Below are 24,653 nucleotides of genomic sequence, written 5' to 3'. Positions count from 1 at the left end.
GACGGGGACAACTCGTAGGCTGCTGGGTATGACCGACGACGCACCCGCACCGGACCTCCGCGCCTCCGACGCCGACCGTGAACGGGTCGCCGATGTCCTCCGGGACGCCCTCGCCGAGGGCCGCCTGGACATGGAGGAGTTCCAGGAGCGGCTGGACGCCACCTATCAGGCGCGCACCTACGGGGAACTGGCACCCATCACCCGTGACCTGCCCGGGTCGGGCACGGCGGCCCCGCCCGCCGTCTCGCTGATGAAGGATCCGGCGACGGGCGGCGGTTGGGCGGACCGCATCGTCGGCGGGGACGAGTCGGGGCTGTCGACCTGGGCGGTCGCCGTGATGGGCGGCTTCGAGCGCAAGGGGCGGTGGACGGCGCCCCGGCGCTTCAACTGCTTCGCGTTCTGGGGCGGCGGCAACATCGACCTGCGCGACGCGAACTTCGCGGACCGCGAGATCGTCATCAACGCCGTCGCGATCATGGGCGGGATCGACGTGACCGTGCCGCCGGGCGTGGAGGTGGTGGTGCGCGGCGTCGGCATCATGGGCGGCTTCGACCACCGCGAGGAGGGCGTGCCGGCCGAGCCGGGCGCCCCGCGCGTGATCATCACGGGGCTCGCCTTCTGGGGCGGGGTCGGTGTGCAGCGCAAACTGCCCCGCGCGGAGCGGCAGCGGCTGCGGGAGGAGCGGCGCCTGGAGAAGCAGGCGCTCAAGGAGGAGCGCCGGCGGGAGCACCTGGAGCGTGCGGAGCGGCAGCGGCAGGAGCATCTGGACGGCGCCGAGCGGCACCGCCGGGAGCTGGGGGAGTCGCGGCGTCTCCACGACCCGCTGAACCTGCACGGCACGCGGGAGGAGCGGGAGCGGCGGCCCGAGGACCGCTGACCCGGCCGGTCCGGCCCGGCGCCGCTCACAGCCGGGCCGGTGCCCCGCCCTTCAGCGCCTTCAGCTCGAACGTCTCCGCCATGCGCGCGTAGCCCTCGTCGCTGGGGTGCAGCCCGTCCCCGGAGTCGTGGCCGGCCCGGAGGCGGCGGGGGTCGTACGCGTCCCGCACCGCCTCGTCGAAGTCCACGACCTCGTCGAACACCCCGCCGTCGCGGATCGCCGCGTTGACCCGCTGGCGCACGTCCTCGCCGTGCGGGGTCCACCCGCGGTGCCCGCGGTACGGCATCAGCGTCGCCCCGACCACCTTGATCCCCCGCGCGTGGGCCCGCCCGGTCAGGGTCGTCAGCCCGCCCACGATCCGCTCCGGGTCGGCGGTGTCCGGTGCGCGGAGGATGTCGTTGATGCCGAGCACGACGACCACGACCCGGACGTTCGCGCGGCCCAGCGCGTCCCGTTCGAAGCGGTGCGGAGCGGCGGCGTTGCGCGGCGGCCGGCCGGGCCCGTCGGCGAGGACGCGGTTCCCGCTGAGCCCGGCGTTGACGACGCTGTAGCGGGGGAGGTCCCGGCCGGACGCGAGGGCCGCGCGCAGCCGGCCGGACAGCACGTCGGGCCAGCGGGCGTCCGCGCCGGTCGTCGACGAGATGCCGTCGGTGAGGGAGTCGCCCAGGACGACGGCCGTGCCCTCGGAGTCGTCGCTGAGCACGTCCAGCGCCGTGACGTACCGCCAGACGGTGCTCTGCCCGTTGTACGCGGCCCCGGTGGTGTCGCGGGTGTGCTCGCCCTCGGCGACGAAGGAGATCTGCCGGGCGTGCTTGTGGTACGTCACCGGACCCGAAGGGACGGGGGAGTACGTGCTGATCAGCATGCGCGCGTCGCGCGGGACCGGGACGCGCACGGCGTCGCTGACGACCTGTCCGCCCGCCGGGACGACGACCGACGGGTTGCCGGCGAAGGTGAGGGGCCGCATGGTGCCGGCGAGCGCGGCTGCGGTGTCCGGGCCGGCGGAGACGGCGATCGACGCGTGCGTGAGGGTGAGCGGGGCGCGGCCGTAGAGGTTGGACAGGGTGACGCGGGCGCGGGTGCCGCCCGCGGTGGTGTGGACGACGTTCCGCACGGACCGGCCGGCGAGTCCCGCGGTCTCCGTGCCGGGCTCGCCGCCACCCGGCGCGGTCGCCCAGGCGGTGACCCAGGTCCCGGCGGAGGCGGGCGCGACGGGGTTCCCCGCCCCGCCGCCGTCGCGGGCCGCGGTGTCCCGCCCGCGCAGGCCGTCGGCGGACACCCCGACGAAGATCACGGCGGACACGGCGAGCACGGCCGCGAGCATCGCGGCCAGCAACGCCGCGTACCGCCCGGTCCGCCCCTGCGGGGCGGGTGGCTGCGGCGCGCGCGGCGGCACCGCCGTGTCCCCGTCACGGGTCATGCTGTGCTGTTCTCCTCGGGAAGCGGGAGCCGCTCGCGGCTCCGTCCGTCGCACCATCGTGGGTCAGGGCGGGGAGGCCGGGCGCGGGACGCGGCCGAAGATCGTCCGGGCGGACCCGGACGGACCCGGGCGGGCCCTGGACGGCTCGGACCTACCCCGGGGCGCACCCGGGCCTGACCCGGACCCGCCGCGGGACCGGCCCGGACCGGCCCGGGACCCGCCTCGGGCGTGCCTTCGGGTGGTCGGTCCGCGTGGCCCGGGGTGTCCGGGGCGGCCCGGGGTACCCCTAGGTGACGTCCCTGGATTCCCCCCAGGGACAGACGCCGGGAACTCCTGTTCCGTTCCAGGAGTCGGTCAGGAAGGGACAATGTGTGAGGGATCACCGAACGGGTGGAGCGGATGGAACGGACTGAGACGGCAGACACCGAGGACCGGGATGCCGCCGAGCAGCATGCCCGCACCGGTGCCGGCACGAACCGGGCGATGACGACGTTCAGCCCCGCGGACGAGGAGAAGCAGCGCGGCGTGCGCCGCATGAAGCTCACCGCGACGGGCCTGCTGCTGTTCGTCGCCCTCGTCTACGTCCTCGCCAAGTGGGCCTCGCACCAGGGCGCCGGCGCCTGGGCGGGGTACGTGGCCGCGGCGGCCGAGGCGGGCATGGTGGGCGCGCTGGCCGACTGGTTCGCCGTCACCGCGCTCTTCCGGCACCCGCTGGGACTGCCCATCCCGCACACGGCGATCATCCCGACCAAGAAGGACCAGCTCGGCACGGCCCTCGGCGACTTCGTCGGGGAGAACTTCCTCTCCGAGGACGTCGTCCGCAGACGTCTGCGCGCCGTCGGCATCGGCAGCCGGCTCGGCGCCTGGCTCTCCGTCCCCGAGCACGCCGACCGGGTCACCGCCGAGGCGTCGGCGGCCCTGCGCGGCGCGCTGACCGTGCTCCGCGACTCCGACGTGCAGGCCGTCGTCGGCGAGGCGATCACCCGCCGGGCCAACGCCCAGGAGATCGCGCCCGGCATGGGCAAGATGCTGGAGCGGATCGTCGCCGACGGCGCCCACAAACGCGGGGTGGACGTCGTCGTCTCCCGCGCCCACGACTGGCTCGTGCTGCACAGCGACGCCGTGATGGACGCGGTGCACGGCGGCGCACCCGGCTGGACGCCCAAGTTCGTGGACCGCAAGGTCGGTGAGCGCGTCTACAAGGAGTTGCTGCGCTTCGTCACCGAGATGCGGGACATGCCGAGCCACCCGGCGCGCGGCGCTCTGGACCGCTTCCTCACCGACTTCGCGACCGACCTCCAGGCCGACACCGACACCCGCGCCCGCGTGGAGCGTCTCAAGGGCGACATCCTGGGCCGCAGCGAGGTCCAGGACCTGATCGCGTCCGCCTGGACGGCCGTACGGGGCATGATCGTCTCGGCGGCGGAGGACGAGCGCAGCGAGCTGCGGCTGCGGCTCCGGGCGTCCCTGCTGTCACTGGGCGCCCGTATGTCGCTCGACCCGAAGCTCCAGGGCAAGGTCGACACCTGGCTGGAGAGCGCCGCGGTGTACGTGGTGACGACGTACCGCAAGGAGATCACCTCGCTGATCACGGACACGGTGGCGAGCTGGGACGCGGAGCACACGACGAAGAAGATCGAGGCCAACATCGGCCGCGACCTGCAGTTCATCCGCATCAACGGCACGGTGGTCGGCTCGCTCGCGGGCCTGCTGATCTACACGGTGTCGCGGGCGCTGGGGGCGTAGCGCGCCCGCCCGGGCGTGGGGCCGCGCCCGCCGGGGACGGCCCCGGGCGTGAAACCGGCCGGCGCGGGGCACACGAGGTTCACTTCGTCGAGGAGGGAGCCCATGGCCACCGCGCAGTCCGGGTCCGGACGCACCGTCACCACCAGAATCCCCGCCCGCCTGGACCGCCTGCCGTGGTCCCGCTGGCACTGGTCCGTCGTCATCGGCCTCGGCACCGTATGGATCCTCGACGGGATGGAAGTCACCGTCGTCGGCAACATCGCGGCCCGGCTGTCCGAGCCCGGCAGCGGACTGCCCATCACCTCCGGCGAGGTCACCGGCATATCCGCCGCCCTCTACGTCACGGGCGCCTGCCTGGGCGCCCTCTTCTGGGGGCGGCTCACCGACATCTACGGCCGCAAGAAGCTGTTCCTGATCACCCTGGCCGTCTACCTGGGCGCGACGGCGCTGACCGCGCTGTCCTTCGACACCTGGTGGTTCTTCCTCTTCCGCTTCCTCACCGGCTTCGGCATCGGCGGCGAGTACGCGGCCATCAACTCCGCGATCGACGAACTGATCCCGGCGCAGTACCGGGGCCGTGTGGACCTGCTGATCAACGGCAGCTACTGGCTCGGCGCGGTGGCCGGCGCGCTGCTGTCGATCGTCGCGCTGAACACCTCGATCTTCCCGGCGGACGTCGGCTGGCGTCTCACCTTCGCCCTGGGCGCGGTCCTCTCCCTGGTCATCCTGCTCGTACGGCGGCACGTCCCGGAGAGTCCGCGCTGGCTGCTGATCCACGGCCGGGACGAGGAGGCCGAGCGGATCGTCTCCGGCATCGAGGAGCGCGTCGCGGCCGAGGGCGGCAAGGAACTGCCGCCCGCCGACGACGAGATGACGATCCACCAGCGCACCCGCACCACCTTCACCGAGATCGCCCGCACCGTCTTCGCCCGCTACCGCAGGCGCTCCACCCTCGGCTTCGCCCTGTTCATCGGGCAGGCGTTCCTCTACAACGCGATCACCTTCGGCTTCGGGGCGATCCTCACGCAGTTCTTCGACGTGCCGTCAGGGAACACCGGCTACTACTTCGCGGTCATCGCGGCCGGCAACTTCCTCGGCCCGCTGCTGCTGGGCAAGCTGTTCGACACGGTCGGCCGCCGGATCATGATCTCCGGCACCTACGTGCTGTCGGGTGTGCTGCTGTTCGGCACGGCGTGGCTGTTCGACCGCGGTTCGCTGACCGCGGCGACGATGACCGCGTGCTGGTGCGTGGTGCTGTTCTTCGCGTCCGCCGGCGCGTCCAGCGCCTACCTCACGGTCTCCGAGATCTTCCCGATGGAGACCAGGGCGATGTCCATCGCCTTCTTCTACGCGATCGGCACCGCCGCCGGCGGCATCAGCGGCCCGCTGCTCTTCGCCGAGCTGACCAACACCGGCAAGGTCGGCGACACCGTGCTCGCGTTCCAGATCGGCGCGGGGCTGATGGTGGCGGCGGGCGTCGTGGCGGCGATTCTCGCGGTGAACGCGGAGCGGCGGTCGCTGGAGGACATCGCGACGCCCCTGTCGGCGGCCGAACCGCAGCAGGCGGCGGCCCGCTCCTGAGGGACGGGATCCTGACGGGGCCTGACGGGGCCTGACGGGGCCTGGCGGGGTCTTGACAGGTGCTTCGACGGGCGCTTCGACGGGCGTTCGGCCGGCGGAGGCTCTCAGCCCCGCCGGTCGGCCACCGCCCAGGACGCGAGGGCGACCGCGCCGGCCACCGAGAACACGGCCGGCCACGCGCCGACCTTCTTCGCCAGCGGGTGCGACCCGGCGAACGCGGCCACGTACGCCGCCGACAGCACACCGGCCGCCGGCCCGCCGGCCCGCTCGCGCCACTGCTGGGCGGCGGCGACCCCGGCGGCGGCGAGCACGACCCCGCCGAGCTGCCGCTTACGGGTCCAGCGGGCCACGCCGTACCCGCCGACGAGCCCGCTCGCGGCCACCACCGAACTGGGAACCTTCGCCATGCCTGCTGCCTCCTGCCACTGCGCCCCGCGCGGGGCGCGGGAAACCACGGACCTCCGAGGCTAACGCGCCCGGTGGCGCCCCCTCTCACCAGCCCCGGAGCGGCTGCCCGGGCAAAACTGAGTGGAGGCTTGTCAACTTTCCTCCCCATGAGCTATATAAGGAATTGATCCGTTGGGCATCGCTCAAGCGACTTCACAGAGAGGAGTGGACTGTGATGCTCATGCGTACCGACCCGTTCCGTGAGTTCGACCGTCTCGCGCGGCAGGTCTTCGGCCCGGGCACCAGCACGTCGGTGATGCCGATGGACGCCTACCGGGCAGGGGACGACTTCATCGTCCACTTCGACATCCCCGGCATCGACCCGGAATCCATCGAGCTCGACGTCGAGCGCAACGTCCTGAACGTCCGCGCCGAGCGCCGCTCGCCGGCCCCCGAGGACGCGGACGCGGTGGTCTCCGAGCGTCCGACCGGCCACTTCAGCCGGCAGCTGTTCCTCGGCGACACCCTGGACACCGGGCGCATCGACGCCAGGTACGACGCGGGTGTCCTGACCCTGCGCATCCCGGTGGTCGAGGCGGCCAAGCCGCGCCGCATCCAGATCACGGGCGGCGACCGCAAGCAGATCACCGGCTGACCGGGCCGACCCCTTCCGTGCGTCCCGCGGGCGTCGCGCCCGCGGGACGCGGCCACGCGCCGGACGCCCGGAGGCGGGCGACGGCGCGAACGGGTCGGGGGCCCGGGACCGCCGGGCCGGCCGGCCCACGCAGAACCGCACACCGGAGAAGGAGAGGAGCTTCGGATGACCACGCTGACGCCGCAGAAGTCCGCCGTCCCGCAGCCAGGAGACGACATCACCCCGGCACCCGGCCCGCGCCCGGCCCAGGACTCCGCCTGGCGTGAACTCGTCGACGCCGTGCGGGAGGCCGGGCAGTACCCGACGCGGTCGGAGGCGGAGAGCGTCACCCGCATCGTCCTGTCCGCCCTCGGCGGCCACGTCGTCGGGGACGAGCGCGTCGACCTGGCCCGTGCCCTGCCCGAGGAGGCCGCGCGGGTGGTCGCCTCCCAGATTCCGGCGACACGACAGCTCACGGCGGCCGAGTTCGTCGACTCCGTGGCCGCCCGGATCGAGGGCGCGACCCCGGCGACGGCCCGCTGGGACGTCAGCTCCGTGCTCAGCGTGCTGCCGCCGCTGGTCGGCGACGAGCTGGTGACGCGCATCCTGGACCAGCTCCCACCCGGCTACGCCCTCCTGTTCGGCCGGGCGGAGCTGACACCGGCGGCGTGACGGCGGCGCCGTAGCTCCCCTTCCTCACCGGCGAGCGCCCTCGTGCCCGGCTCGGCGCGGGGGCGCTCGCCACACCGTGTCAGGCATGAGGGGTGTGCAGGGGCGGGTGCTCGTACGCTCACGACGGCATGGAGCGTACGATCGTACGCATGACCACGGACCACTTCGCGGGCGATCCGCGCACGAACCTGGAGCGGATGCTCGCGGGCGACCTGTACATCGCCGACGACCCGGAGATCGGCCGCAGGCAGCAGCGCGCGATGCGTCTCGCCGCGCGCTACCAGGCCACGTTCGTGGACGAGCGGGACCAGGCGAAGACGGTCCTGGCCGAACTGCTCGGCTCGGTCGGCGAGGACGTCGAGATCCGCCCGCCGCTCTACGTCGACTACGGCAGCAACATCACCGTCGGCGCCCGCACGTTCGTCAACTACCACCTCACCGCGCTGGACGTCGCCGCCATCACCATCGGCGAGGACTGCCAGATCGGCCCGAACGTCCAATTGCTCACGCCCACCCACCCGGTGGAGCCGCAGCCGCGCCGCGACAAACTGGAGGCGGCGCGGCCGATCATCATCGGGGACAACGTGTGGATCGGCGGCGGCGCGATCGTCTGTCCCGGCGTGACCATCGGCGACAACTCGGTCATCGGCGCGGGTGCGGTCGTCACCAAGGACGTCCCGGCGAACGTCGTGGCGGTCGGCAACCCGGCCCGCCCGGTCCGCTCCCTCTGACCGAATGGCCACCGGGCACACCGACCCCCGCCGGCGCGAACGCATCCTCGCGGCGGCGCTCGACCTGGTCGCCGAGGAGGGCGTCGCCGGCGTCTCCCACCGCAAGATCGCGGCGCGTGCCGGGGTGCCGCTCGGCTCGATGACGTACCACTTCACCGGCATCGACGAGCTGCTGCTGGAGGCGTTCACGGGGTACGCCGACCACGTGGTCGCCGTCTTCGAACGGCACCTCGCGGGCACCGCGACCCCGGCGGAGGCGCGCGAGGCGGTCACCGACCTGATCCACACCCTCTCGGAGGGCCCGCGCCGCGACCTGGTCCTGGTCCAGGAGCTGTACACGCTGGCCGCGCGCCGGGAGCCGTACCGCGCGCTGTGCGTCCGCTGGATGCGCCGCAGCCGCGCCCTGCTGGAAACCCACTTCCCCCCGGACACGGCCCGCCAACTGGACGCGCTGATCGAGGGCCTCACCCTCCACCGCGCCCTCGACGACGCCCCGCCGGACCGGTCGGTGACGCGGGAGGCGGTGGGGAGGATCACGGGGGAGGGCTGAGGCGGGTGCCTGCTGCTCTCCCTCAGCACTTTTCGTGGGAGTCCTTTCCGGGATCCGGCATGGCGGAAGCTGATCATGCCGCCATACCGTGCGGGGCATATTCGGTTCCGGTACTGGCCGGGGCGGACCCATGGCGGAAGGGGGAGGGATGTTCGATGTGGCTTGGGGGGCTGGTGCGACAGCCTTCGGCTGGATCATCGCGACGGACTTCCGTCAAGCTGCCCAGCGCTTCCACGCGTTGTCCCACGCCGCCGTCCCGTTCGGCGGGGGCGGAGCGCCGGTGGTGGGCGTCGGCTTCGTCCGCTTCGTGGCCGGGGTGTTCGCCCTGGTCGGTCCGGTCATCCTGGTCACCGGGCTCATGGACGTCTGGCGCGGCGAGGCGGGGACGTACGAGCTGCCTCCCATCCCCGCCTGGTTCGTCGTGGCGGAAGCCGTGGTCGTCGCAGCCTTCCTCTGGTGGATGTGGCGGCGTTCCGGTGTGCTGCGCCGTGAGTGGATTGCCGGCGGCGTCCTGCGACGTGCCGCCATTGCGGGTCTCACCGCATCGCTTGTCGCCTTCACCGTCTGCTTCGGCTTCGGTCGGGGTGGGTGGGTACTCCTCAGTTGGCTGGCCGGTGGCCTGTGTGGACTGACGCTGCTGACAGGCGATCGCCCCGGTGAGGAGTCGGCCACCGAAGCGGACGTCTGAGCAGTCCCGTTGAGGTCAGCGACTGGCCGGGGCGGTCCGCGCATGACGGCGGTGATCGGTGATCGGTGACACGGGTGGCCTGGCCGTGGTCGGCCGGCGCGGCGGTGGCGTTCCCCGGCCGCGCCGAGTGAGGCAGGTGCCGCCCGGGGCGGGCCCGGAGGCCGCACCCGCCCCGGACCGGGGTCAGAGCTGCCGGTAGTAGACCGCCGTCGGCAGCGCCGTGCACCCGAGGCGCTCGTAGAGAGCGCGGGCGGGTGCGTGGAAGGGGTCGCCGCCGGTGCCGATCTCGACCACCTCCGCGCCGAGGCTCCGCATGTGCGCGAAGGCGTGCTTGCACAGGGCGGTGCCGAGGTGGCCGCGGCGGTGCTGTGCCGAGACGGCGAGGTGGCTGATGCTGCCGTTCCGGCGGCCGGGGTCGACGCTCCAGGCCACGTAACCTGCGAGGCTGTCACCGTCACCGTCACCGTCACCGTCACCGTCACCGTCACCGTCGTCGGCCTCGGCGACCGCGACGTACAGGTGCCGCTCGGGGGCGTGGAGCCCGGGGACCTCGCGACGGTAGTCGTCACGCCAGTCGCCGTGCTGGTTGGCGAAGACGGTCTCGCCGACCAGAGGGCGGAAGGACTCCTCGTAGAACGGCCGGAACGTCTCGATCGTCAGGTCGGTCAGGGCCGTGAGGTCCTGCGGGGTGAACGCGCGGATGCGCATGGGAGTGCGCCTTCCGGACTGAGGGCTGGACGCCCAGGAGGGAAGGGGGCATCGATCGGCCCGCTCCCGGCCGTGACCCGGCGCTGGCGAGCGGGGCCCTCAGTGACGCGTACGAAAGGCGGCGAAGCACTCCATGGGACCCAGGGTAAGCCCGGGTGCCGTCGGGGACATCCGGCTTTCGACGTGCCGGAACCGGTGCGCGTGCGGCCCGCCTTAATCGTTTGCCGCCGGCCTGCGCGCGGGATAGGAAGGGCCGCATGCTGAAGGGAACCAGGGTCGGCCTGCGGGCACGGCACGAGGACGACACACCGGTCCTGCGGGCCGAGCTCTACAACGACGTGGTCAACGCAGCGCGCGCCGAGGCCCGCCCATGGCGTCCGGTCACGGCGAACGACCCGCAGCTGGCCTTCGACAACCCGCCGGAGAACCTGGCGTCCTTCTCCGTGGTGGAACTCGAGGGCGACACCCTCATCGGCACCGCGAACCTGTGGGGCATCGACACCCACAACCGCAATGCCCACATCGGCGTCGGCCTGCTCCCCGCCGCCCGCGGCAAGGGCTACGGCACGGACGTCGTGGCGGCTCTCTGCTACTACGGCTTCGCCGTGCGCGGCCTGCAACGCCTCCAGATCGAGACCCTCGCGGACAACGAGGGCATGATCGGCGCGGCGGAGCGCAACGGGTTCGTGCGGGAGGGAGTGCTGCGCAAATCGGCCTGGGTGCTGGGGGAGTTCGTGGACGAGGTGGTGTTGGGGCTGCTCTCCCGGGAGTGGAAGAGGGCAGAGGAGTAGGCCCCTCCCTGCGCCCGAACGCTGGCGCCTTGGCAGAAGGCGCTGCGTTCACCCGCTCTTGAGCGCCTGGAGGAACACGCTCCAGGCGGACCCCGCCACGGTGATCACCGGACCGTCGACCTCCTTGGTGTCCCGCACACGAGCGCGCGTCGAGGTGATCGCACACTCCACGCACTCACCGCCCGCGCCGTTGCTGTACGAGGACGTGTGCCAGACGAGTACGCGGTCGGTCGGCGCTGCGGTGGTCACTTCGAGTACTCCTTCACGACGGACTGGACGAGCCGGGCGGACCGCTGAGGGCTGAGGGCCGCCGCACGCAGGCCGTCGAACGCCCGCGTGTACTCCCGGACATGATGCTCGCCCTCCAGGTACACCGCGTCCGTGATGCCGTCCCGGTACACCAGGTCCGGGTCCTCCGGGGCCGGGAAGCCGAGCATGGTGAAGGAGCCTGTCGCGGGATAGGTGCCCGAGTCGAAGGGGAGCACCTGGAGGGTCACGCTCGGCAACGCGGTCGCCTCCAGAACCTTCTCGAGCTGGTCCCGCATGACCTCCCGGTCCCCGATGACGTTGCGTACGGCTCCCTCGTTCACGACGAACCAGGCCTCGGGTGCGTCGGGACGCGTCAGCATCTCCTGCCGTTCGAGTCGTACCCGCACGGCCCGATCGATGTCCTCGGCCGACATGTGGGCGCCGGTCGTGTGGAGTTCACGGGCGTAGGCCTCGGTCTGCATCAGGCCCGGCAGCACCTCGCACTGGTACTGGCGGAGCGTGGAGGCGTCCTGCTCCAGGCCGATGTAGATGTTGAACCACTCGGGCACACCCGCACCGTGCACCTGCCACCACCCGCGCGTCTTCGCCTCGCGCGCCAGGGACTTGAGGAACTCGCGCAGCTCGTCGCTCGTGCCGTAGAAGCGGCACAGCGCGTCGACGTCCGAGGGCTGGACCCGCCCGCTGCCCGTCTCCATGCGGTTGACCTTGGAACCGCTCCAGTCCAGCGCCTGGCCGACCTGGGCGCAGGTCAGCGCGCTCCTCTCCCGGAGCTTCTTCAGCTCGATCGACAGACGCCGACGGCGTGCCGTCGGTGAACCGGCCATGACGTTCCCCTCAAACCTGCGGTGCGTAGCGAGAGTTCAGTCTGCTGCCAAGAGCGCCGCATGCCAATCACACGGAAGTGGGAATCCCGCCGTGCACATTGCACGACGGGATGGGATCCGCTCATTCTGGAGTCACGGAGCGACGGAGAGTGACCGGGGGGCGTCTCCGGGACAGTCGCGTACGCACGTGATGGGAGAAGACGTCGTGATCCAGGAACACCGGGTGACGCGAAGGTCGTGGGACATGGCCTTCACCGCACACCCCGAGGAGGTCGCCCGCCTGCGCCGCGCCGTGGGGATCCACCTGACGGCATGGGGTCTCGACGACCAGGTCGACACGGTGCAGCTCTGCGTCAGCGAGCTCGTCTCCAACATCGTCACGCACGTGGGCGCCGGCACTCCGGCCTCGCTCGCGCTGTCGACGGGCGGGGGACGGCTGCGCGTCGAGGTGCGCGACCCGGACACGCGGGCCCTGCCCACACTCGTGGACGCGGAGGACGACGCCGAGGGTGGACGGGGGATGGCGCTCGTCGCCGCGCTGGCGGACCGCTGGGGTGTGGAGCTGTACACCGATCACAAGGTGACGTGGTGCGAAGTGGTCACCGGACCCGCGTCGACGGCCGGTGGCACCGTGGATCCCTCAGTGACGCGAGCCGAGGCGCTGCTGAACACCTACGCCACGTTGCGGCCACCGGCCTGGAGTCATGAACCCGGTCTTGGCATGGTGGGCCGGGCAGTGGCGGTGGAGTCCGTGATCGACGTCATCACGGACTTCCTCCGCTGGCTCCGTGTCCGCGGCTGCGACGCGGACGAGGTGCTCGACCGCGCGCAGAGCCGCTACGAGGCGACCCTGTCGAACAGCCGACAGGGGTGATCGACTCAGCCTGCCAGTACCTGCTGGAAGAACCCGACGGAGCGATCGTCCGGAGTGCCGACCAGCAGGGCGCGGTCAAGCAGGACGTTGTTGTGCTCGCAGCTGGTCTCCGGGAGCATCACGCAGGCGTGACAGGCGGCGAGGTTGATGCCGATCGAGCCGGCCGCCTCGGCCTCCATGCAAAGCGGGTCGGAAGCGCACCACTCCGCCCGGCGGATCGCCGAACGCACAGCGCGGTCGAGGGGCTCCGGTTCGCCCTGAGCGACGAGACCGCCGAGGCTGCCCGCCGAGTCGCTCGTCGCCGTGTAGACGAGGACACCGGCCATGTCGTCCGCGGCGTACAGGCGTTCACGCAAGGAGGCGGACGGGTAGCCGGCCTCCAGGCTCCACTCGTTGATGAGGACGTGGGCCAAGGTGTGCAACAGCACCATGCGCGGGGTCGCCGGGGACGACACGGCCCGGCTCGGGTCGTCGGCCCGCTGCTCGAGCATCCGTTGGTGAGCGGTCCGCACGCGTTCGATCCGGGCGGCCACGGCCGGCGCCTTCTCCCAGGCGTCCAGTCGGCTCTCGTCCAGGCGCAGGAAGACGCCCTCGCCCTGGACCTCCATCGCCGGGAGCCAGCTCAGTGGCTTTTCGGAGAGCGGCATCTCCTTCGGATCGGTCGTCGACTCCGCGTCGACGAGACGGGTGAACGCCTTCAGGGCTCGGACCTCACGAAGCTTCTTCACCAGCATCGGGCCGGTGATCCCCAGCGGTCGGAGCACACTCGGGTCGCCGAGCGGGGTCTCGCAGACGAACTGCTCGTCACGGGACTGTTCGCTCTCGTCGTTGCCCGAGCACAGACGCTCGTACTCCTTGTTGCGGAGGGCGCGATAACGGTGGTCGAAGCTGGGCGCCCTGTCGACCTCGGGATCCTCCTCGCGCTCCGCATCGAGGAGGTCCATGACCTCGTCCAGCGAGAGCGGACAGTCGCCCCTGAACGCTCCCTGAAGATAGATCCGGACGTGCTCGGGGTCTGTGAACTGGCGCAGGGCGGGCCAGTGCTCCGCGAGCGGATCCGCACGGCCGCTGCTCCACGGCGGGATGGAGAGCGCGGACTTCAGCACCGGTTGCCACACCGATGAGGAACCGCGCTGCAGGGTGCGCAAGGAGAGTCCGCACCCCTTCGGGTCCGTGGCGGAGGTACCGAGCCAGGGGCGGGCGCCTCGACAGGTGAGGCGCAGGTCCTTCAGGGCATTCCTGCGGAAGGAGCCCTCCATCGACACCTCGGGCACCTGACCGCAGGTGCAGGAGATGACGATGGAGCGGAGCGAGGAGGTGCGTCCGGTCGTGCGCATCCTGAGCTTGCCGCCGCATGAGCCGATCCTCGTGGAGTCACGGTCGGGCGAGCGGTGCACCCACTGCCAGTAGGGGAACTCGTCGAGGTGCCCGGCCTCACAGGCGACGACGAAACGGGAGGGGACGAGATCCACCTCGCACGTGCCGCAGACGCTCCGACCGACCGGCGGGGAGAAGTCGCGGTGCGGCTGCAGGTCGTTGCATTCGGGACAGGAATGCGTCAGGGGGAAGCGACGGACCCGGAGGCCGTCCTTGCTGGTGTCGTCGGACGCCGGCGGCAGCCGGAAGTAGTCGACATCGAGGAGTCGGGCCAGTCGTCGTTCATGGATGACGGGCGACTCGTTCTTGCGCCAGCTCTGGTCGGCCTGATCCAGGCCCGAGACGACGAACGACTCGTGGTCGACCGCGATGAGCGATCCGACACCGTACGTGCTGATGGCCTGGGCACGGCGGACCGTGCCGCGACGGGGGAGGTTGTGGGCCGGGGCGGTGCCGCTCGCCGCGGTTCGACGTCGGCGGGCGGGGGGCGGGGTCATCGGCTTCCCTCCAGGAACAGGGCGGACTCGGCGTCGACGTCGCGCAGGCTCCACAGGGTGCGCCACGCCTGGCGGTCCTCGGAGTCGTCGTCGTACGACTTCAGGATCGAAGGGGCACGGCTGCCCCGCTTCGGTTCGAAGAGCAAGGCACCGTGGATGTCGGCCTCCCGGCACCACCAGTCGACGAACTCGTCGAAGCCCTGTGCCACGGCCTCGGCCTCCGAGGGGGTGACCGCCTGGACGCGCTCCAGGAGCAGGTTCCTGATGCGGCCCCGGAGCACGTGCTCGTAGGACTCGACCTGACCGGCGCTGTCGTTCGGGCGGGCGGCCGGGATGAGGGTGCGGGCGAGAGCGACGATCACCGCGTGCAGTCCCCGTTCACGCGCGCGGGCGGAGAACGGGGTCACGGACGTGGACTCGACCTCGCGGTAGAGGGCCGAGTGGTAGTGCTGGAAGTTCTCGTAGTGCGAACGGTCGCGCGCCCGTGCCGCGTTGAGCATGACCGCGACCAGACCCGGGTGGGCACGGCCGACGCGGCTCGTGGCCTGGATGTACTCGGCGGTCGTCTGCGGTTGGCCCATGACGGCCATCAACCCGAGTCGGTCCACGTCCACGCCCACCGCGATCATGTTGGTGGCGAGCAGGACGTCCACCGTGTCCTCGTCGGGCAGACGCTTCTCGATGCCCTTGAGGCGCGTGGGGATGTCGCTGGCGTCGATCCGGCTGGTCAGTTCCGAGTAGTTCGCCACCGAGCGCACCGCCACGCCCTCGCGGTCGGCGAGGAGTTCGAGATACGCCACCACGTCGTCGTGGACCTGGAGTTCGGCCGCGGAGAGCAACCGCAAACTGTTGAAGTAGCCGACGAGGCTCCAGTACGCGTCGCGCACCTTGTCGTCGGTGTCCGCGTGCATGGCCCGGTGCAGCAACGTGGCGTACGTCCGGATCAGCAGCGTGGACTGACTGGTGCCAGGAGCCAGGAGGCCGACGTAGCGGCGGCTCGCCTTCTCCTCGCGCGGCGTCTCCACCGCGAACCACGAGTCGCGCGCGTCCAGACCCGCGGGCGGGAACTGCCGCACCTCCCGGGCGAAGAGATGCCGGCCCTGGTCGGCGGCACGACGGATGGTCGCCGTGGACGCGATCACCTTGGGCCGCTCGGCCAAGGCGTCGACAGCGGTCTCGTACAGGCCGGTGAGCGTGCCCAGAGGGCCGGAGATCAGGTGGAGCTCGTCCTGGACGATCAGCTCCGGGGGAGGAGTGCCGTCGGTGGGGTCGTCCAGGTTGAACAGCGCGGAGGTCGCCGGACGCCACGGCATCGACGCGAACTTGTCGACAGTGGCGATCACCAGCGTCGGACGCGCGTCGTACACCGCCTCGTCGATCAGGTGGACGGGAAGACCACCGGTGAAGTCGCAGTCTGTGCCGGGACAACGGATGTGCATCCGCTTGGCGTCCTCGTCGACCTCGTAGTCCCGGGCGTCGAGCCGGGTCCCGCACCAGGGGCAGGCGTGCAACTGGACGGGATTCTCGGTGGCGAGACGCTTGTCGAGGTCGGCACGCAGCTCGTCGAGCCTGGCGGCGGCCTCCGCCAGCGTGTTGGGAGTGGCGGAGCGCCCCACCCACATGCCGACGGAGAACGGCTCGTCGCCCAGCTCGGGTGTGCGGGCCCGCATGTGTTCCATGGCGCAGAGCAGGATCGCCGCACGCTCGAACTGCTGCAGGGTGAGCAGCCGCAGCGTGTAGCGCATGAGGACGGTGACTCCGCCGCCTTGCGCGCCCTTGCGGATGCGGCGCAGGAAGGACGTCAGGGCGATCAGGCCGAGGTACGCCTCGGTCTTGCCACCACCGGTCGGGAACCAGAGCAGGTCGGAGACCTCCCGGTCGTCGTGCCCGGGGTCGTCGATGCCGGCCAGGCAGAGCAGCAGGAAGGCGATCTGGAAGGGACGCCAACGGCCGGCGGCCGGATCGGGCCCGCCGCAGCGTCCGCCTTTCACCCAGACGCTGCGGGCACGTTGGTCGGCCATGGCACGGTTGGCGAGCCGGAACGCCCGCATGAGGTCAGGTTTGGTGCGCAGCAGTTCGATGCCCTCACGGATCCGGCCGAGCGCCTCACGGCAGGCTTCCACCTGATCTCGTGCAGACTGTTCGTGAGAGCTGCCGACCAGTGAGTCGGCCTCGGCGGACTTACGGGCGATCCAGTCCTCGTACCCCGTCGCCAGTGCCTCCAGAGCGGACAGGACCTCGGTGTCGGGCTTCTCGGCCAGGCCCAGCATCGACAGCGACGAGCTGTCGATCTCCGGATTCGAGTCGGTCAGCAACACCTCCACGCTGGGGACGAACTCACTGCGCACCTCGGGGACGGCGGCCCGGACGCTGTCGGTCACACCGATCGGCGACGGGACCCAGTCCCAGGCAGCGGCGCAGCCGTGGCCGACGGCGAACGTCGGGGCATGGCGGTGCAGCAGTCGACTGGTGGCGACCTCGCGGTCGTGCGCGGAGTCCGGGGCGGGGCGCTCGACGAAAGCGCTGGAACCGTCGGCGGCCCAGATGACCAGGCCGCACTGGAACAGGGCGAAGGCGTCCTGGAGGTCCCGCTCACCGACCTTCTGCCGGTTGATGAGCGTGACCGTGACGGTGACTGTGCCGGTGCCCGGATGAGGGCGCCTGACGATGACGTGCAGGGCGACCTTCTCCGGCACGAGGTCGACCAGCTTACCCGGGTTGGGTACCGTCACATCGACGATCTTCTCGGGTAGTCGGAGTTCCTTGCGCCGCCACCGCTCCCGCTGCTCCGCGACGGTCCGGGCCTCGGCGCGGCGGGCCGGGACCGGGGTGCCGTCCGCGTCGGTGGGCTCGTAGACCGACGCGCGCGTCGACACCACGATCGTGTCGCTTATGGCCGGATCGACCGCGAAGGTCAGACCCATGGAGGACGGACGCTTGTCGCCCGAGACACCGGCCTCCTGGGCGGCACCGGCCTCCTCGGCGTCCTGGCGGGCAAGAACGGGCGCGGTGTCCGGGCCGTCCTGCTCGGCGGCGTTCTCGGCCCTCCGCTCCCGGGAGGCACGGGGGTACAGCACCCCGGTCAGGTAACGGTCGATCGGCGCGTCGTGAGGGAGCACCTCGGCTTGGTCCTCCTGCGCGGACTCTTCGGTGGGGCCGAAGAGTTCCCTGCGCAACCCCACGAGAAGTTCTTCGTCCCGCACCCGATAGTGCTCGGAGTGCCGACCCGCCATCTGCGTCATGCGCGCTGCTCCTCTTCGTTCTCGGCCCGGCGGAACATGCCGATGCCGGTGATCCGCGGAACGATCCACACACCTCGGTCGCCCAGGCCGGCGTTGGCGCCGGCCGCGACGCTGCCCGTCACCGTCTCCAAGGTGTCGATCCGCAGGCCCTGGATCTCGTCGGGCCACCAGGGCTCCCAGGTCCGGCTCACCTTCTGCACCCGGAACAGGTCCTGCCGGAACCGCTCCGAGGCCTCGCCTATCTCCCGCGCCCGGTGCAGCAGGGCGTACGGCGGGCTCTGGGCCTCGCCCACCGGCAGATCGTGGCGCTTGCGCAGCAGCACCTCCTGGCCGGGGCCCACCTCCCGCAGCAGGTAGGACTGGACTTCCACGGCGTCAGCGGTGGGTCCGGGCGGGTGGTCCCGGCAGACGTCATCGGCCTCCGCCACCACGCCGAATCTGTCGTACGACCGCCACCCGCCGACGAACCGCCGACCGTTCTTGCGGTTCCCCGCCCTCTTGATGATCGGCAACTCCGGGGAGTCGACGTGATAGAGGTCCTGTCGGGCGCGGGTCATCGCCACGTACAGGGCGCGAGCCTCCGCCGGGAGATCCGCCTCGGTGCCGTACCGCTTGTGCAGTTCCGCGACGGTCGGCGGAACCAGGACGATCACGCGGTCGAACTCCAGCCCCTTGGCCCGGTGCACGGTGGAGACGACGATCCTCGCCGTCTCCGGGTCGGCCGCGTCGTCGGGGAAGCGGCCGTCGGCGACCAGACGGCGCAGCCGGTCCAGATCGAGCGCGGTCCGCCCGGGTGAGCGGGTCGCGCGTCGCAGGACCGTCCACAGGGCGCCCGCGTTCGGCTCGTAAGGCATCGGGATCTGGTCCAGCAAGGATCGGAACCGCTCCTCGGACAGTCCGGTCGCCTCGGTACGACGCAGCAGCTCCGCCACCCAGTAGGGCACCGGCCGCTGCTCGAGGGGACGACGCAACCGGTGCTCGATGCCGTGCTCATGGAGCAGCCGGGAGACCACCAGCGCCTGCCGGTTGTCGCGGGTGAGGACGGCGCAGGTGTCGTCGAGGTCCCGCAGACCCTGCAGCGTGTACTCGTCGGCGAGAGCGCCCAGCGAGTTCACCGGGTCCAGGAGGAGGTCGCGCAGTTCCTCGTAGAGCGCGGCGGCCTCGTCCCTGTCCCGGACGCTCTGGAGCCGGGGGCCGTGCGACAGCGCCACCCGTGCCTCCGGGGTGACGGCCCGGAAGTTCTCGGTGAGACGCAGCTCCACGAGGTCGTCGGAGTACGAGCGGCGCAGCCACTCGAAGAACCGGCCGGTCTCGTCATTGCGCTCGGCCGGGTTCTCGATCTGGAAGCCGTACACCGACTGGGCGGCGTCACCGACCACGGTGAAACCACAGCTCTCCTGGTAGCGATCGAGCAGGGCCTCCACCAGCTCCCGACGGTCGCCCAGCAGGTCCTGCACCTCGTCGATCACCACATGGGAGGGCGGGACCGAGTCGCCGGCCTCCAGCGCACCCTCCTCGACGGCTTCGGCCGCCGCCCTGATCCGCTCGTCGAAGGAGGTCGTGGCCCAGTCCCGGTCCGGGCGTCCTTGGAGGAGCACCCCGTACGCCCAGGCGTCGAAGGTCCGGGCACGCACCCGGCGGGCCCGGTCCCCGTGGCGGGTGATGCGCTCGCGCAGCTCACGCGCCGCCGCACGGGAGAAGGTGAGCACCAAAATGTCGCCGGCGTCCAGCGCCTCCTCCGGGTCGTCGTGACCGCAGAGGGCGTCGAGCCGCCGCACCAGCGTGTGGGTCTTCCCCGCCCCGGCTCCGGCGGTGACCAGGACCCGGGCGTCCCAGGGCTGCTCGACGACGGCCCGTTGCTCGGCGGTGAGCGGAGGGCTGTCGAGGTAGACGTCCGTCACGTACGGCTCCAGAGGTGCTCGAACTGGGTGAAGGCCAGCTTGGTGTCGAAGTTCGCGATGTTGTCGTCGACGTTGAGGATCAGGCAGGTGTCCTTGCCGCCGTTCTTGGGACCGCGCAGACCGCGTCCGATCATCTGCTGGTACACGTTGGTGCTGTAGACCGGTCGTGCCACCACCACGACCCGGGTCGCGGGAGCGTCGAACCCCTGGGTGAGGACGCCGTAGTTGGTGAGTACCCGGATACGGCCGTTCCTGAAGTTCTCGATCCGCGTCCGACGGTCCTGGGTACTGGTCGTGGAGTCAACGGCCGCGGACGGGACGTCCCGGTCGTTGAGCATGGCGGCCAGGTACTTCGCGTGGTCGACCGATGTGGCGAAGAGCAACGTCGGCCAGTCCGGCGGCAGCGCGGCGACGGACTCCACGATGCGCTGACTGCGTGCGTGGTCGTCGGCGAGCCGTTGCTCGGCCGCACGAGAGAGCATCGCCATCCGCTCGGCGTGGGTCTTCTCGTCCTGGTCGAGGGTGATCCGCCCTCCCTCCAGGGTGCGGTGCTCCACTTGGGCGAGCATGCCCCACTCCTGCAGGTCGCGGTACGGGTCGCCGGAGGGGAACACGCCCTCGTCGAGACGCCGGTTGCCGAAACGGGTGATCAACCGGCGGGTCTCGTCCTCGTTGGTGTTGCGGAACGGTGTGGCGGTCAGACCGAGCAGATGACGACGTGTCTCGTACTGGGTGAGGCCCAACAGGCCGAGGATCTCCGTGTAGCGCTTGGAGATGGCGGTGTGTGCCTCGTCCACGATCACGAGGGCGGGTTCACGCAGCCACGCGTACTGGTCGGTGCCCAGGCAGCGCTCCAGCTTCGCGTCTGTCGCGACCACAAGGTGAGGGTGGTCGACGACGTTCCCGACCTCGTTGCTGCTCCACAATCGGCTGATGGTCAGCGGTCGCTCGGCGCCGACCTTGTTCCAGACGAACTTCCAACTCTGTACGGCCTGTTCGCACAGTTCCTCGGTCTGCGCGATCCACAGCAGCGGACCCTTGAGGTCACCGACCCGTTTCACCCAGCGGATGACGGCCTCGGCGGTGACCCGTGTCTTACCGGCGCCCGTGGGAAGGGACAGCATGCCGCGCTGCGGGGCGAGTCGGTCGAGCAGTGTGGAGATGTTCCGGACCAGGTCCTCCTGGTAGCTGTGGAGCGCCGGGAAGTCCCGGGGGCCCTCGATCGTCTCGGAGGAGGGCGGTGAGGGCGTCCGGGAACCGGCGAAGGTCACCGGCAGACGCAGGTCGGAGACGAACGTGATGGCGGACGACGAGCCCCCGTATCCCACCGGTGCGTTGGGGAAGCGCACCTGAATGTCCCGAGCGTGCTGATGGAGCACCCCGTCACCGTGCGCGTTGAAAGCCATCTGGGCGATGCGGCGCCCGGACGGTTCCGTGCCGCCGGTCGCCTGCAGTTCGGCGTCCATCAGCCCTTCGGGAAGGCCGGCCCGGAGTGCGTCCGCACCGATCAGCAGCTCGAGTTTGGTCACGACGTCCTCGGCGTCACGAACGGCCTTCTGTGCCGCCTTCAGGGCGGTGTCCTTGGCCATGCGGTCCTGATGTTCCAGCACCGCGCGGCAACCGGCCGCGCCCAGGCCGAGGCCGAGCTCGCGGTCGATCAGCCGGAGCATGGACTCGGGCTCTCGCGGCACGCGGACCTTGACCGTGCTGTTCTGGACCACGGCGTCCAAGGGGGAGGCGTGCGTGCCGTTGGGAGTACGGGTGACCTCCTCGAGCTCGGTGCACCGCTGCACCATGCTGTTCCGGCTGCCGCTGCTCAGGCGCTGCCGCAGCGCGGGGAACAGCTCGACGAGGGGGACGGGGTCGCCCTCGGGCACCTCGCGGGTCTCCCGACTGATCACGTCGGCGTAGCGGAGCATGCCCCACTCCTCGACCATCAGCTCGGCATCCTCGGCGGTCGGCACGAGCAGGGCGGGGAGCTGTTCGGCCTGCAGGGCCCGGTACTCGGCGGCACCGACGGCGAGGGTGATCTCGTTGTCCGGGCGAGTGCCCCAGGTGTCGCCGATCCGGCAGCGGGTGAGGGAATCCTCGGGGAAAGTCGCTCCGAACCGGGTCAGCATCACATAGGTGGCGCCGACGAAGGCATCGTCCTCGCTACGGGACACTTCGGCGAGGAGCGCGTCCCAGCGGTCGGCGGGAACCTCGTCGACGGTGATCGGCAGGCGCAGCTTGCGGGCCTTCTCGGGGGAGATGTCGGCGACCGGCAGTACGTCGCGGTAGGCGGCGAGCTGGGGGCCGACGGCCTCCGTCAGCGGCTTGATCCCCTGGGAGGTGGTGACCCTGCCGTGCTTGCACAGCATCCATCGGATCGGGGACATCACTGCCTGCCGAGTGCTGGTCTGAGCGCCGAACTGACGCGTCCAGTTGTCCACCACGGCGTCGTCGGGCAGCGCTTTCAGGAAGGCGGCGCGGGACTTCTCGGACAGGGCGCGGAAGAGATGGAGGGGACCACCGATCGCGGCACCCTCGACCTTCATCCTGTTCAGCGCAGGACGCGGGGCCCGGCTGTCCAGGGTACGGAGGTAGGAGGCGTGGACGGCTGCCCGGTACTCCTCGAACCAGGCCTCATCGGCTCGCGGCTGCACACCGCCGGACGGCCGCTCCAGCAGGCCGATCGAGGACAGGAAGGACACGTCGTCGGAGTGGAACGTCATGTCGACGGCTACGCTCGGATCGCGCTCGGCGTCGACGACGGCACCGGGCAGCATGCAGTCCGCGACCGGTCGGAATCGCTTGTCGGCCGTCCGCACCCGGAGTGTCGTTCGGGGATCGGGCACGCGCTCCAGGACCTTGTGGGCCAACCGACGAACGCCGGCCTGACGGAACAGCTCCCAGAAGCGCTCCCAGTCGGACTCCCCGTAGTGGTCGAAGCCCTGGTCGAGGACGCTGGTGAACCGGCCCTCCACGTCGGCCTCGCGGATGCCGAGGACGTTGAGCGCATGCGCCAGTGACGGATCCTGGGCGAGCTCGTCGACGACGTACACCGTGGACTCGCGGAGTCCGTCCTGGTGCTCGGCTCGGCGGAACACCTTGCCGTGGACCGGGGGGACCATCCCGTGTTCCTCGGTGAGCACGATGTGGGCCTTGCGGGCCTCCTCGGCGAAGGGCGAGCGCTTCTCGATCATGTCGGCGAGGATGCGGACGGCCACCGCCGACGCCTCGGCGGTGCCGTTCGCGACGAGGGCCTCCAACCAGTCGCGGACCCCGGCCCGTTCGTGTCCTGCGGCACCGAGGATGTGTTCGACCTTGCCCGAGCGCAGGGCGTCGGCCTCCACGCTCGGGTGCAACCAGTCCGAAGGACGTCCGGGGCACTCGTGCCACATCCGCAGCCATCGCGTGAGCTGCCTCAGGTCCTTGTCCAGACGCGGGTGGACACGTAGGTGCCCGGGAGCGTGCAGGACGCCGTCCTGGTCGGGCAGAGAGGGACTGGTGGCCGTCCGGGCCCAGATCTCCCGGGTCAGGAACTCGTCCGCCCAGCTGATCGACTCCTTCACACGACCGGGGAGCAGCGGGAGGTAAGCGGCCGGATCCTCGGCCGGGGAGAGTGCGGGCAGGGAGTCGACGACCAGCTTCGCCGACACCTTGATCATTTCCTGGTTGAACGGCGAGGAGTCGAGCAGGTTCTGCCGGTCCTCGTTGGTCTTCCACGCTCCGTTGAGGATGCCGCTGAGCGACATCTCGTACTTGGTGGGGAAGAACGACCAGAACTTGCCGCGGCCACGGGAGCGAGGGCTGACGTGCAGGTTGCTCTCCGCGTCCCGTTCCAGTGCGGGGACGGCCCAGGCCAGGTCGAGTGCGACCCGGTCGTGCAGCTCTCCGGCGTCCGCGCGGGCCGCGGGTCCCGGTTCGTGCGTTGTGGTGAACACGCGCCACCGCTCCGTGGAGAGAGCCTTTCCTGTGCGCTCCTCGGTCACGGTGTGCAGGTCACCGGTCTGGCGGGAGGTGAGGGTCCGGCGCACCACGGGCCTGGGACGGTGGTCCTCCAGCACGACCTCGGCGACGTGGGGTGAGAAGAGCTGGAACCCGAGGGGGAACTCCTCACGGGGCTCACCGTGGTCCTTGCCACGGTTTCCGTGCATGTCCTTGCCCAGCCGGTTGTCCGCCTTCGGGAGCAGCGGGAGCCGAACGACCGTGGTCGCCCAGGTCAGCAATTTGTCCAGCACGGGATCGGCGGCACGTTCGGCCTCCATGTCGAGCGGGCGGGCCATCCGCAGGACGGGAGCGTCGAACTCCGGTCCGTAGCGCTCCGTCACACCGGGCACGGTCTTGATCTGCTCGTAGGACCAGGCGCGGTCGAATCCGAAACTCCCGGTGCGGCTGAAGAATTCCGGCGCGTCGGTCACCACGAGAACCGACTTCACCCCGACGCCGAACCGTCCGATCTGCCCACCACGCTTCTTCGACATACTCATTCGAAGGATGGTCTCCGCCCCTTCCGGGGTGACCGGGCTGCCTTCGTTGGCGCAGTACAGGCGCGATTCCGTGAGAACCACGTGGACACGCCCACCGGGTTCGTCCGCGATTTCGTCGGCCGCGTTCTGGACGAGTTCGAAAAGCTGCCGATCGCCGTAGCCGCCTTGTGTGATACGGCGCTCACCATTGGCGTGTTCGGCTACAAGTCCGGGGTCAACCGCATACGTCTGCAGAACACGTGACGACTGTTCGAGAACCGTTTTGATCACCGCTGATGAAGAGGACGGCACCGTGGCGACACTCCTGATGTCAAAGGTGGTGAGAAGCTGGATGGTGGGCCGGCTCGCCGGCTGTAGGCGAGCCGGCCCATGGTGTCGACGCGCACTGGTCCGGAGATCTCCCCGGCGGGA

The 24,653-nt window shown here is 70.9% G+C and carries 19 protein-coding genes; 10 read left to right on the top strand and 9 right to left on the bottom strand.

Annotated elements, in window-relative coordinates:
* Positions 1–28 precede the first annotated feature (28 nt).
* Positions 29–877, top strand: a complete 849-nt coding sequence (locus ACF1AG_RS04515; RefSeq protein ID WP_359602649.1) for a DUF1707 domain-containing protein — start codon at positions 29–31, stop codon at positions 875–877.
* Between the two features lie 25 nt (positions 878–902).
* Here ACF1AG_RS04515 and ACF1AG_RS04510 read toward each other — a convergent pair whose 3' ends face one another.
* A complete protein-coding gene (locus ACF1AG_RS04510; protein WP_391809301.1) occupies positions 903–2,297 on the bottom strand; it encodes a GDSL-type esterase/lipase family protein in 1,395 nt (464 codons plus the stop codon).
* A gap of 399 nt (positions 2,298–2,696) precedes the next feature.
* On the opposite strand from ACF1AG_RS04510, the gene ACF1AG_RS04505 reads away from it, so the two are divergent.
* Entirely contained in the window at positions 2,697–4,043 is a 1,347-nt protein-coding gene (locus ACF1AG_RS04505) for a DUF445 domain-containing protein (protein ID WP_359602647.1), read from the top strand.
* Positions 4,044–4,145: 102 nt separating this feature from the next.
* A complete protein-coding gene (locus tag ACF1AG_RS04500; RefSeq protein ID WP_391809300.1) occupies positions 4,146–5,624 on the top strand; it encodes an MFS transporter in 1,479 nt (492 codons plus the stop codon).
* A gap of 104 nt (positions 5,625–5,728) precedes the next feature.
* Here ACF1AG_RS04500 and ACF1AG_RS04495 read toward each other — a convergent pair whose 3' ends face one another.
* Complete coding sequence (locus tag ACF1AG_RS04495) at positions 5,729–6,031, bottom strand: hypothetical protein (protein ID WP_359602643.1); 303 nt, start codon at positions 6,029–6,031, stop codon at positions 5,729–5,731.
* 215 nt (positions 6,032–6,246) lie between these two features.
* Here ACF1AG_RS04495 and ACF1AG_RS04490 point away from each other — a divergent pair, with 215 nt between their 5' ends.
* The 5 genes from ACF1AG_RS04490 to ACF1AG_RS04470 all read left to right on the top strand — a co-directional run bounded on the left by ACF1AG_RS04490 (position 6,247) and on the right by ACF1AG_RS04470 (position 9,286).
* Complete coding sequence (locus ACF1AG_RS04490) at positions 6,247–6,666, top strand: Hsp20/alpha crystallin family protein (protein WP_359602641.1); 420 nt, start codon at positions 6,247–6,249, stop codon at positions 6,664–6,666.
* Positions 6,667–6,831: 165 nt separating this feature from the next.
* Positions 6,832–7,317 carry a DUF2267 domain-containing protein gene (locus ACF1AG_RS04485; protein ID WP_387794285.1) on the top strand — a complete coding sequence of 162 codons (486 nt, stop codon included), beginning with the start codon at positions 6,832–6,834 and terminating at the stop codon, positions 7,315–7,317.
* Between the two features lie 149 nt (positions 7,318–7,466).
* Positions 7,467–8,048 (top strand): sugar O-acetyltransferase, encoded by a 582-nt coding sequence (locus ACF1AG_RS04480; RefSeq protein ID WP_359604037.1) that lies wholly within the window; start codon positions 7,467–7,469, stop codon positions 8,046–8,048.
* A 4-nt stretch (positions 8,049–8,052) separates the two neighbouring features.
* On the top strand, positions 8,053–8,598 hold the full coding sequence (locus tag ACF1AG_RS04475; RefSeq protein WP_391809299.1) for a TetR/AcrR family transcriptional regulator: 546 nt from the start codon (positions 8,053–8,055) through the stop codon (positions 8,596–8,598).
* 148 nt (positions 8,599–8,746) lie between these two features.
* On the top strand, positions 8,747–9,286 hold the full coding sequence (locus tag ACF1AG_RS04470; protein ID WP_387794288.1) for a hypothetical protein: 540 nt from the start codon (positions 8,747–8,749) through the stop codon (positions 9,284–9,286).
* 183 nt (positions 9,287–9,469) lie between these two features.
* On the opposite strand, the gene ACF1AG_RS04465 is transcribed toward ACF1AG_RS04470, so the two are convergent.
* Positions 9,470–9,994, bottom strand: a complete 525-nt coding sequence (locus ACF1AG_RS04465) for a GNAT family N-acetyltransferase (protein WP_391809298.1) — start codon at positions 9,992–9,994, stop codon at positions 9,470–9,472.
* A 257-nt stretch (positions 9,995–10,251) separates the two neighbouring features.
* On the opposite strand from ACF1AG_RS04465, the gene ACF1AG_RS04460 reads away from it, so the two are divergent.
* Positions 10,252–10,785, top strand: a complete 534-nt coding sequence (locus tag ACF1AG_RS04460) for a GNAT family N-acetyltransferase (RefSeq protein WP_391809297.1) — start codon at positions 10,252–10,254, stop codon at positions 10,783–10,785.
* A 48-nt stretch (positions 10,786–10,833) separates the two neighbouring features.
* Here the strand turns inward: ACF1AG_RS04460 and ACF1AG_RS04455 are convergent, their stop codons facing one another.
* Entirely contained in the window at positions 10,834–11,034 is a 201-nt protein-coding gene (locus ACF1AG_RS04455) for a DUF397 domain-containing protein (protein WP_359604047.1), read from the bottom strand.
* Positions 11,031–11,879, bottom strand: coding sequence for a helix-turn-helix transcriptional regulator (locus ACF1AG_RS04450; RefSeq protein WP_359604048.1), 849 nt, complete (start codon positions 11,877–11,879; stop codon positions 11,031–11,033). The genes ACF1AG_RS04455 and ACF1AG_RS04450 overlap by 4 nt, the downstream gene beginning before the upstream one ends.
* Before the next feature lie 244 nt (positions 11,880–12,123).
* Between ACF1AG_RS04450 and ACF1AG_RS04445 the strand changes: the two genes are divergently transcribed.
* Complete coding sequence (locus ACF1AG_RS04445) at positions 12,124–12,753, top strand: ATP-binding protein (RefSeq protein ID WP_391809296.1); 630 nt, start codon at positions 12,124–12,126, stop codon at positions 12,751–12,753.
* A gap of 5 nt (positions 12,754–12,758) precedes the next feature.
* Here ACF1AG_RS04445 and ACF1AG_RS04440 read toward each other — a convergent pair whose 3' ends face one another.
* From ACF1AG_RS04440 to ACF1AG_RS04425, 4 genes are read right to left on the bottom strand one after another with little or no spacing between them, the layout of a single operon-like run.
* Positions 12,759–14,627 carry a DUF1998 domain-containing protein gene (locus tag ACF1AG_RS04440; RefSeq protein WP_359604052.1) on the bottom strand — a complete coding sequence of 623 codons (1,869 nt, stop codon included), beginning with the start codon at positions 14,625–14,627 and terminating at the stop codon, positions 12,759–12,761.
* Positions 14,624–17,869 carry a helicase-related protein gene (locus ACF1AG_RS04435; RefSeq protein ID WP_359604054.1) on the bottom strand — a complete coding sequence of 1,082 codons (3,246 nt, stop codon included), beginning with the start codon at positions 17,867–17,869 and terminating at the stop codon, positions 14,624–14,626. Before ACF1AG_RS04435 ends, ACF1AG_RS04440 begins: the two co-directional genes overlap by 4 nt.
* The gene (locus ACF1AG_RS04430; RefSeq protein WP_391809295.1) at positions 17,866–19,770 is read right to left on the bottom strand and encodes a UvrD-helicase domain-containing protein; all 1,905 of its coding nucleotides are present in this window, start codon (positions 19,768–19,770) and stop codon (positions 17,866–17,868) included. Before ACF1AG_RS04430 ends, ACF1AG_RS04435 begins: the two co-directional genes overlap by 4 nt.
* Entirely contained in the window at positions 19,767–24,533 is a 4,767-nt protein-coding gene (locus ACF1AG_RS04425; protein ID WP_391809294.1) for a DEAD/DEAH box helicase, read from the bottom strand. Before ACF1AG_RS04425 ends, ACF1AG_RS04430 begins: the two co-directional genes overlap by 4 nt.
* Positions 24,534–24,653 lie beyond the last annotated feature (120 nt).

Source organism: Streptomyces sp. NPDC014764 (genome assembly GCF_043082785.1).
In the GTDB taxonomy this organism is placed as follows: domain Bacteria; phylum Actinomycetota; class Actinomycetes; order Streptomycetales; family Streptomycetaceae; genus Streptomyces; species Streptomyces althioticus.
Note: the sequence above shows the minus strand (reverse complement) of the source record. Positions and strands in the feature narration are given on the sequence as shown.

What these genes read in the sequence shown, in the direction of transcription:
- ACF1AG_RS04475 (WP_391809299.1), top strand. Translation starts at nt 8,053, where the DNA reads ATGGCCACCGGGCACACCGACCCCCGCCGGCGCGAACGCATCCTCGCG.
- ACF1AG_RS04505 (WP_359602647.1), top strand. Translation starts at nt 2,697, where the DNA reads ATGGAACGGACTGAGACGGCAGACACCGAGGACCGGGATGCCGCCGAG.
- ACF1AG_RS04450 (WP_359604048.1), bottom strand. Translation starts at nt 11,879, where the DNA reads ATGGCCGGTTCACCGACGGCACGCCGTCGGCGTCTGTCGATCGAGCTG.
- ACF1AG_RS04445 (WP_391809296.1), top strand. Translation starts at nt 12,124, where the DNA reads ATGGCCTTCACCGCACACCCCGAGGAGGTCGCCCGCCTGCGCCGCGCC.
- ACF1AG_RS04460 (WP_391809297.1), top strand. Translation starts at nt 10,252, where the DNA reads ATGCTGAAGGGAACCAGGGTCGGCCTGCGGGCACGGCACGAGGACGAC.
- ACF1AG_RS04510 (WP_391809301.1), bottom strand. Translation starts at nt 2,297, where the DNA reads ATGACCCGTGACGGGGACACGGCGGTGCCGCCGCGCGCGCCGCAGCCA.
- ACF1AG_RS04515 (WP_359602649.1), top strand. Translation starts at nt 29, where the DNA reads ATGACCGACGACGCACCCGCACCGGACCTCCGCGCCTCCGACGCCGAC.
- ACF1AG_RS04485 (WP_387794285.1), top strand. Translation starts at nt 6,832, where the DNA reads ATGACCACGCTGACGCCGCAGAAGTCCGCCGTCCCGCAGCCAGGAGAC.
- ACF1AG_RS04490 (WP_359602641.1), top strand. Translation starts at nt 6,247, where the DNA reads ATGCTCATGCGTACCGACCCGTTCCGTGAGTTCGACCGTCTCGCGCGG.
- ACF1AG_RS04440 (WP_359604052.1), bottom strand. Translation starts at nt 14,627, where the DNA reads ATGACCCCGCCCCCCGCCCGCCGACGTCGAACCGCGGCGAGCGGCACC.
- ACF1AG_RS04495 (WP_359602643.1), bottom strand. Translation starts at nt 6,031, where the DNA reads ATGGCGAAGGTTCCCAGTTCGGTGGTGGCCGCGAGCGGGCTCGTCGGC.
- ACF1AG_RS04500 (WP_391809300.1), top strand. Translation starts at nt 4,146, where the DNA reads ATGGCCACCGCGCAGTCCGGGTCCGGACGCACCGTCACCACCAGAATC.
- ACF1AG_RS04435 (WP_359604054.1), bottom strand. Translation starts at nt 17,869, where the DNA reads ATGACGCAGATGGCGGGTCGGCACTCCGAGCACTATCGGGTGCGGGAC.
- ACF1AG_RS04470 (WP_387794288.1), top strand. Translation starts at nt 8,747, where the DNA reads ATGTTCGATGTGGCTTGGGGGGCTGGTGCGACAGCCTTCGGCTGGATC.
- ACF1AG_RS04480 (WP_359604037.1), top strand. Translation starts at nt 7,467, where the DNA reads ATGACCACGGACCACTTCGCGGGCGATCCGCGCACGAACCTGGAGCGG.
- ACF1AG_RS04465 (WP_391809298.1), bottom strand. Translation starts at nt 9,994, where the DNA reads ATGCGCATCCGCGCGTTCACCCCGCAGGACCTCACGGCCCTGACCGAC.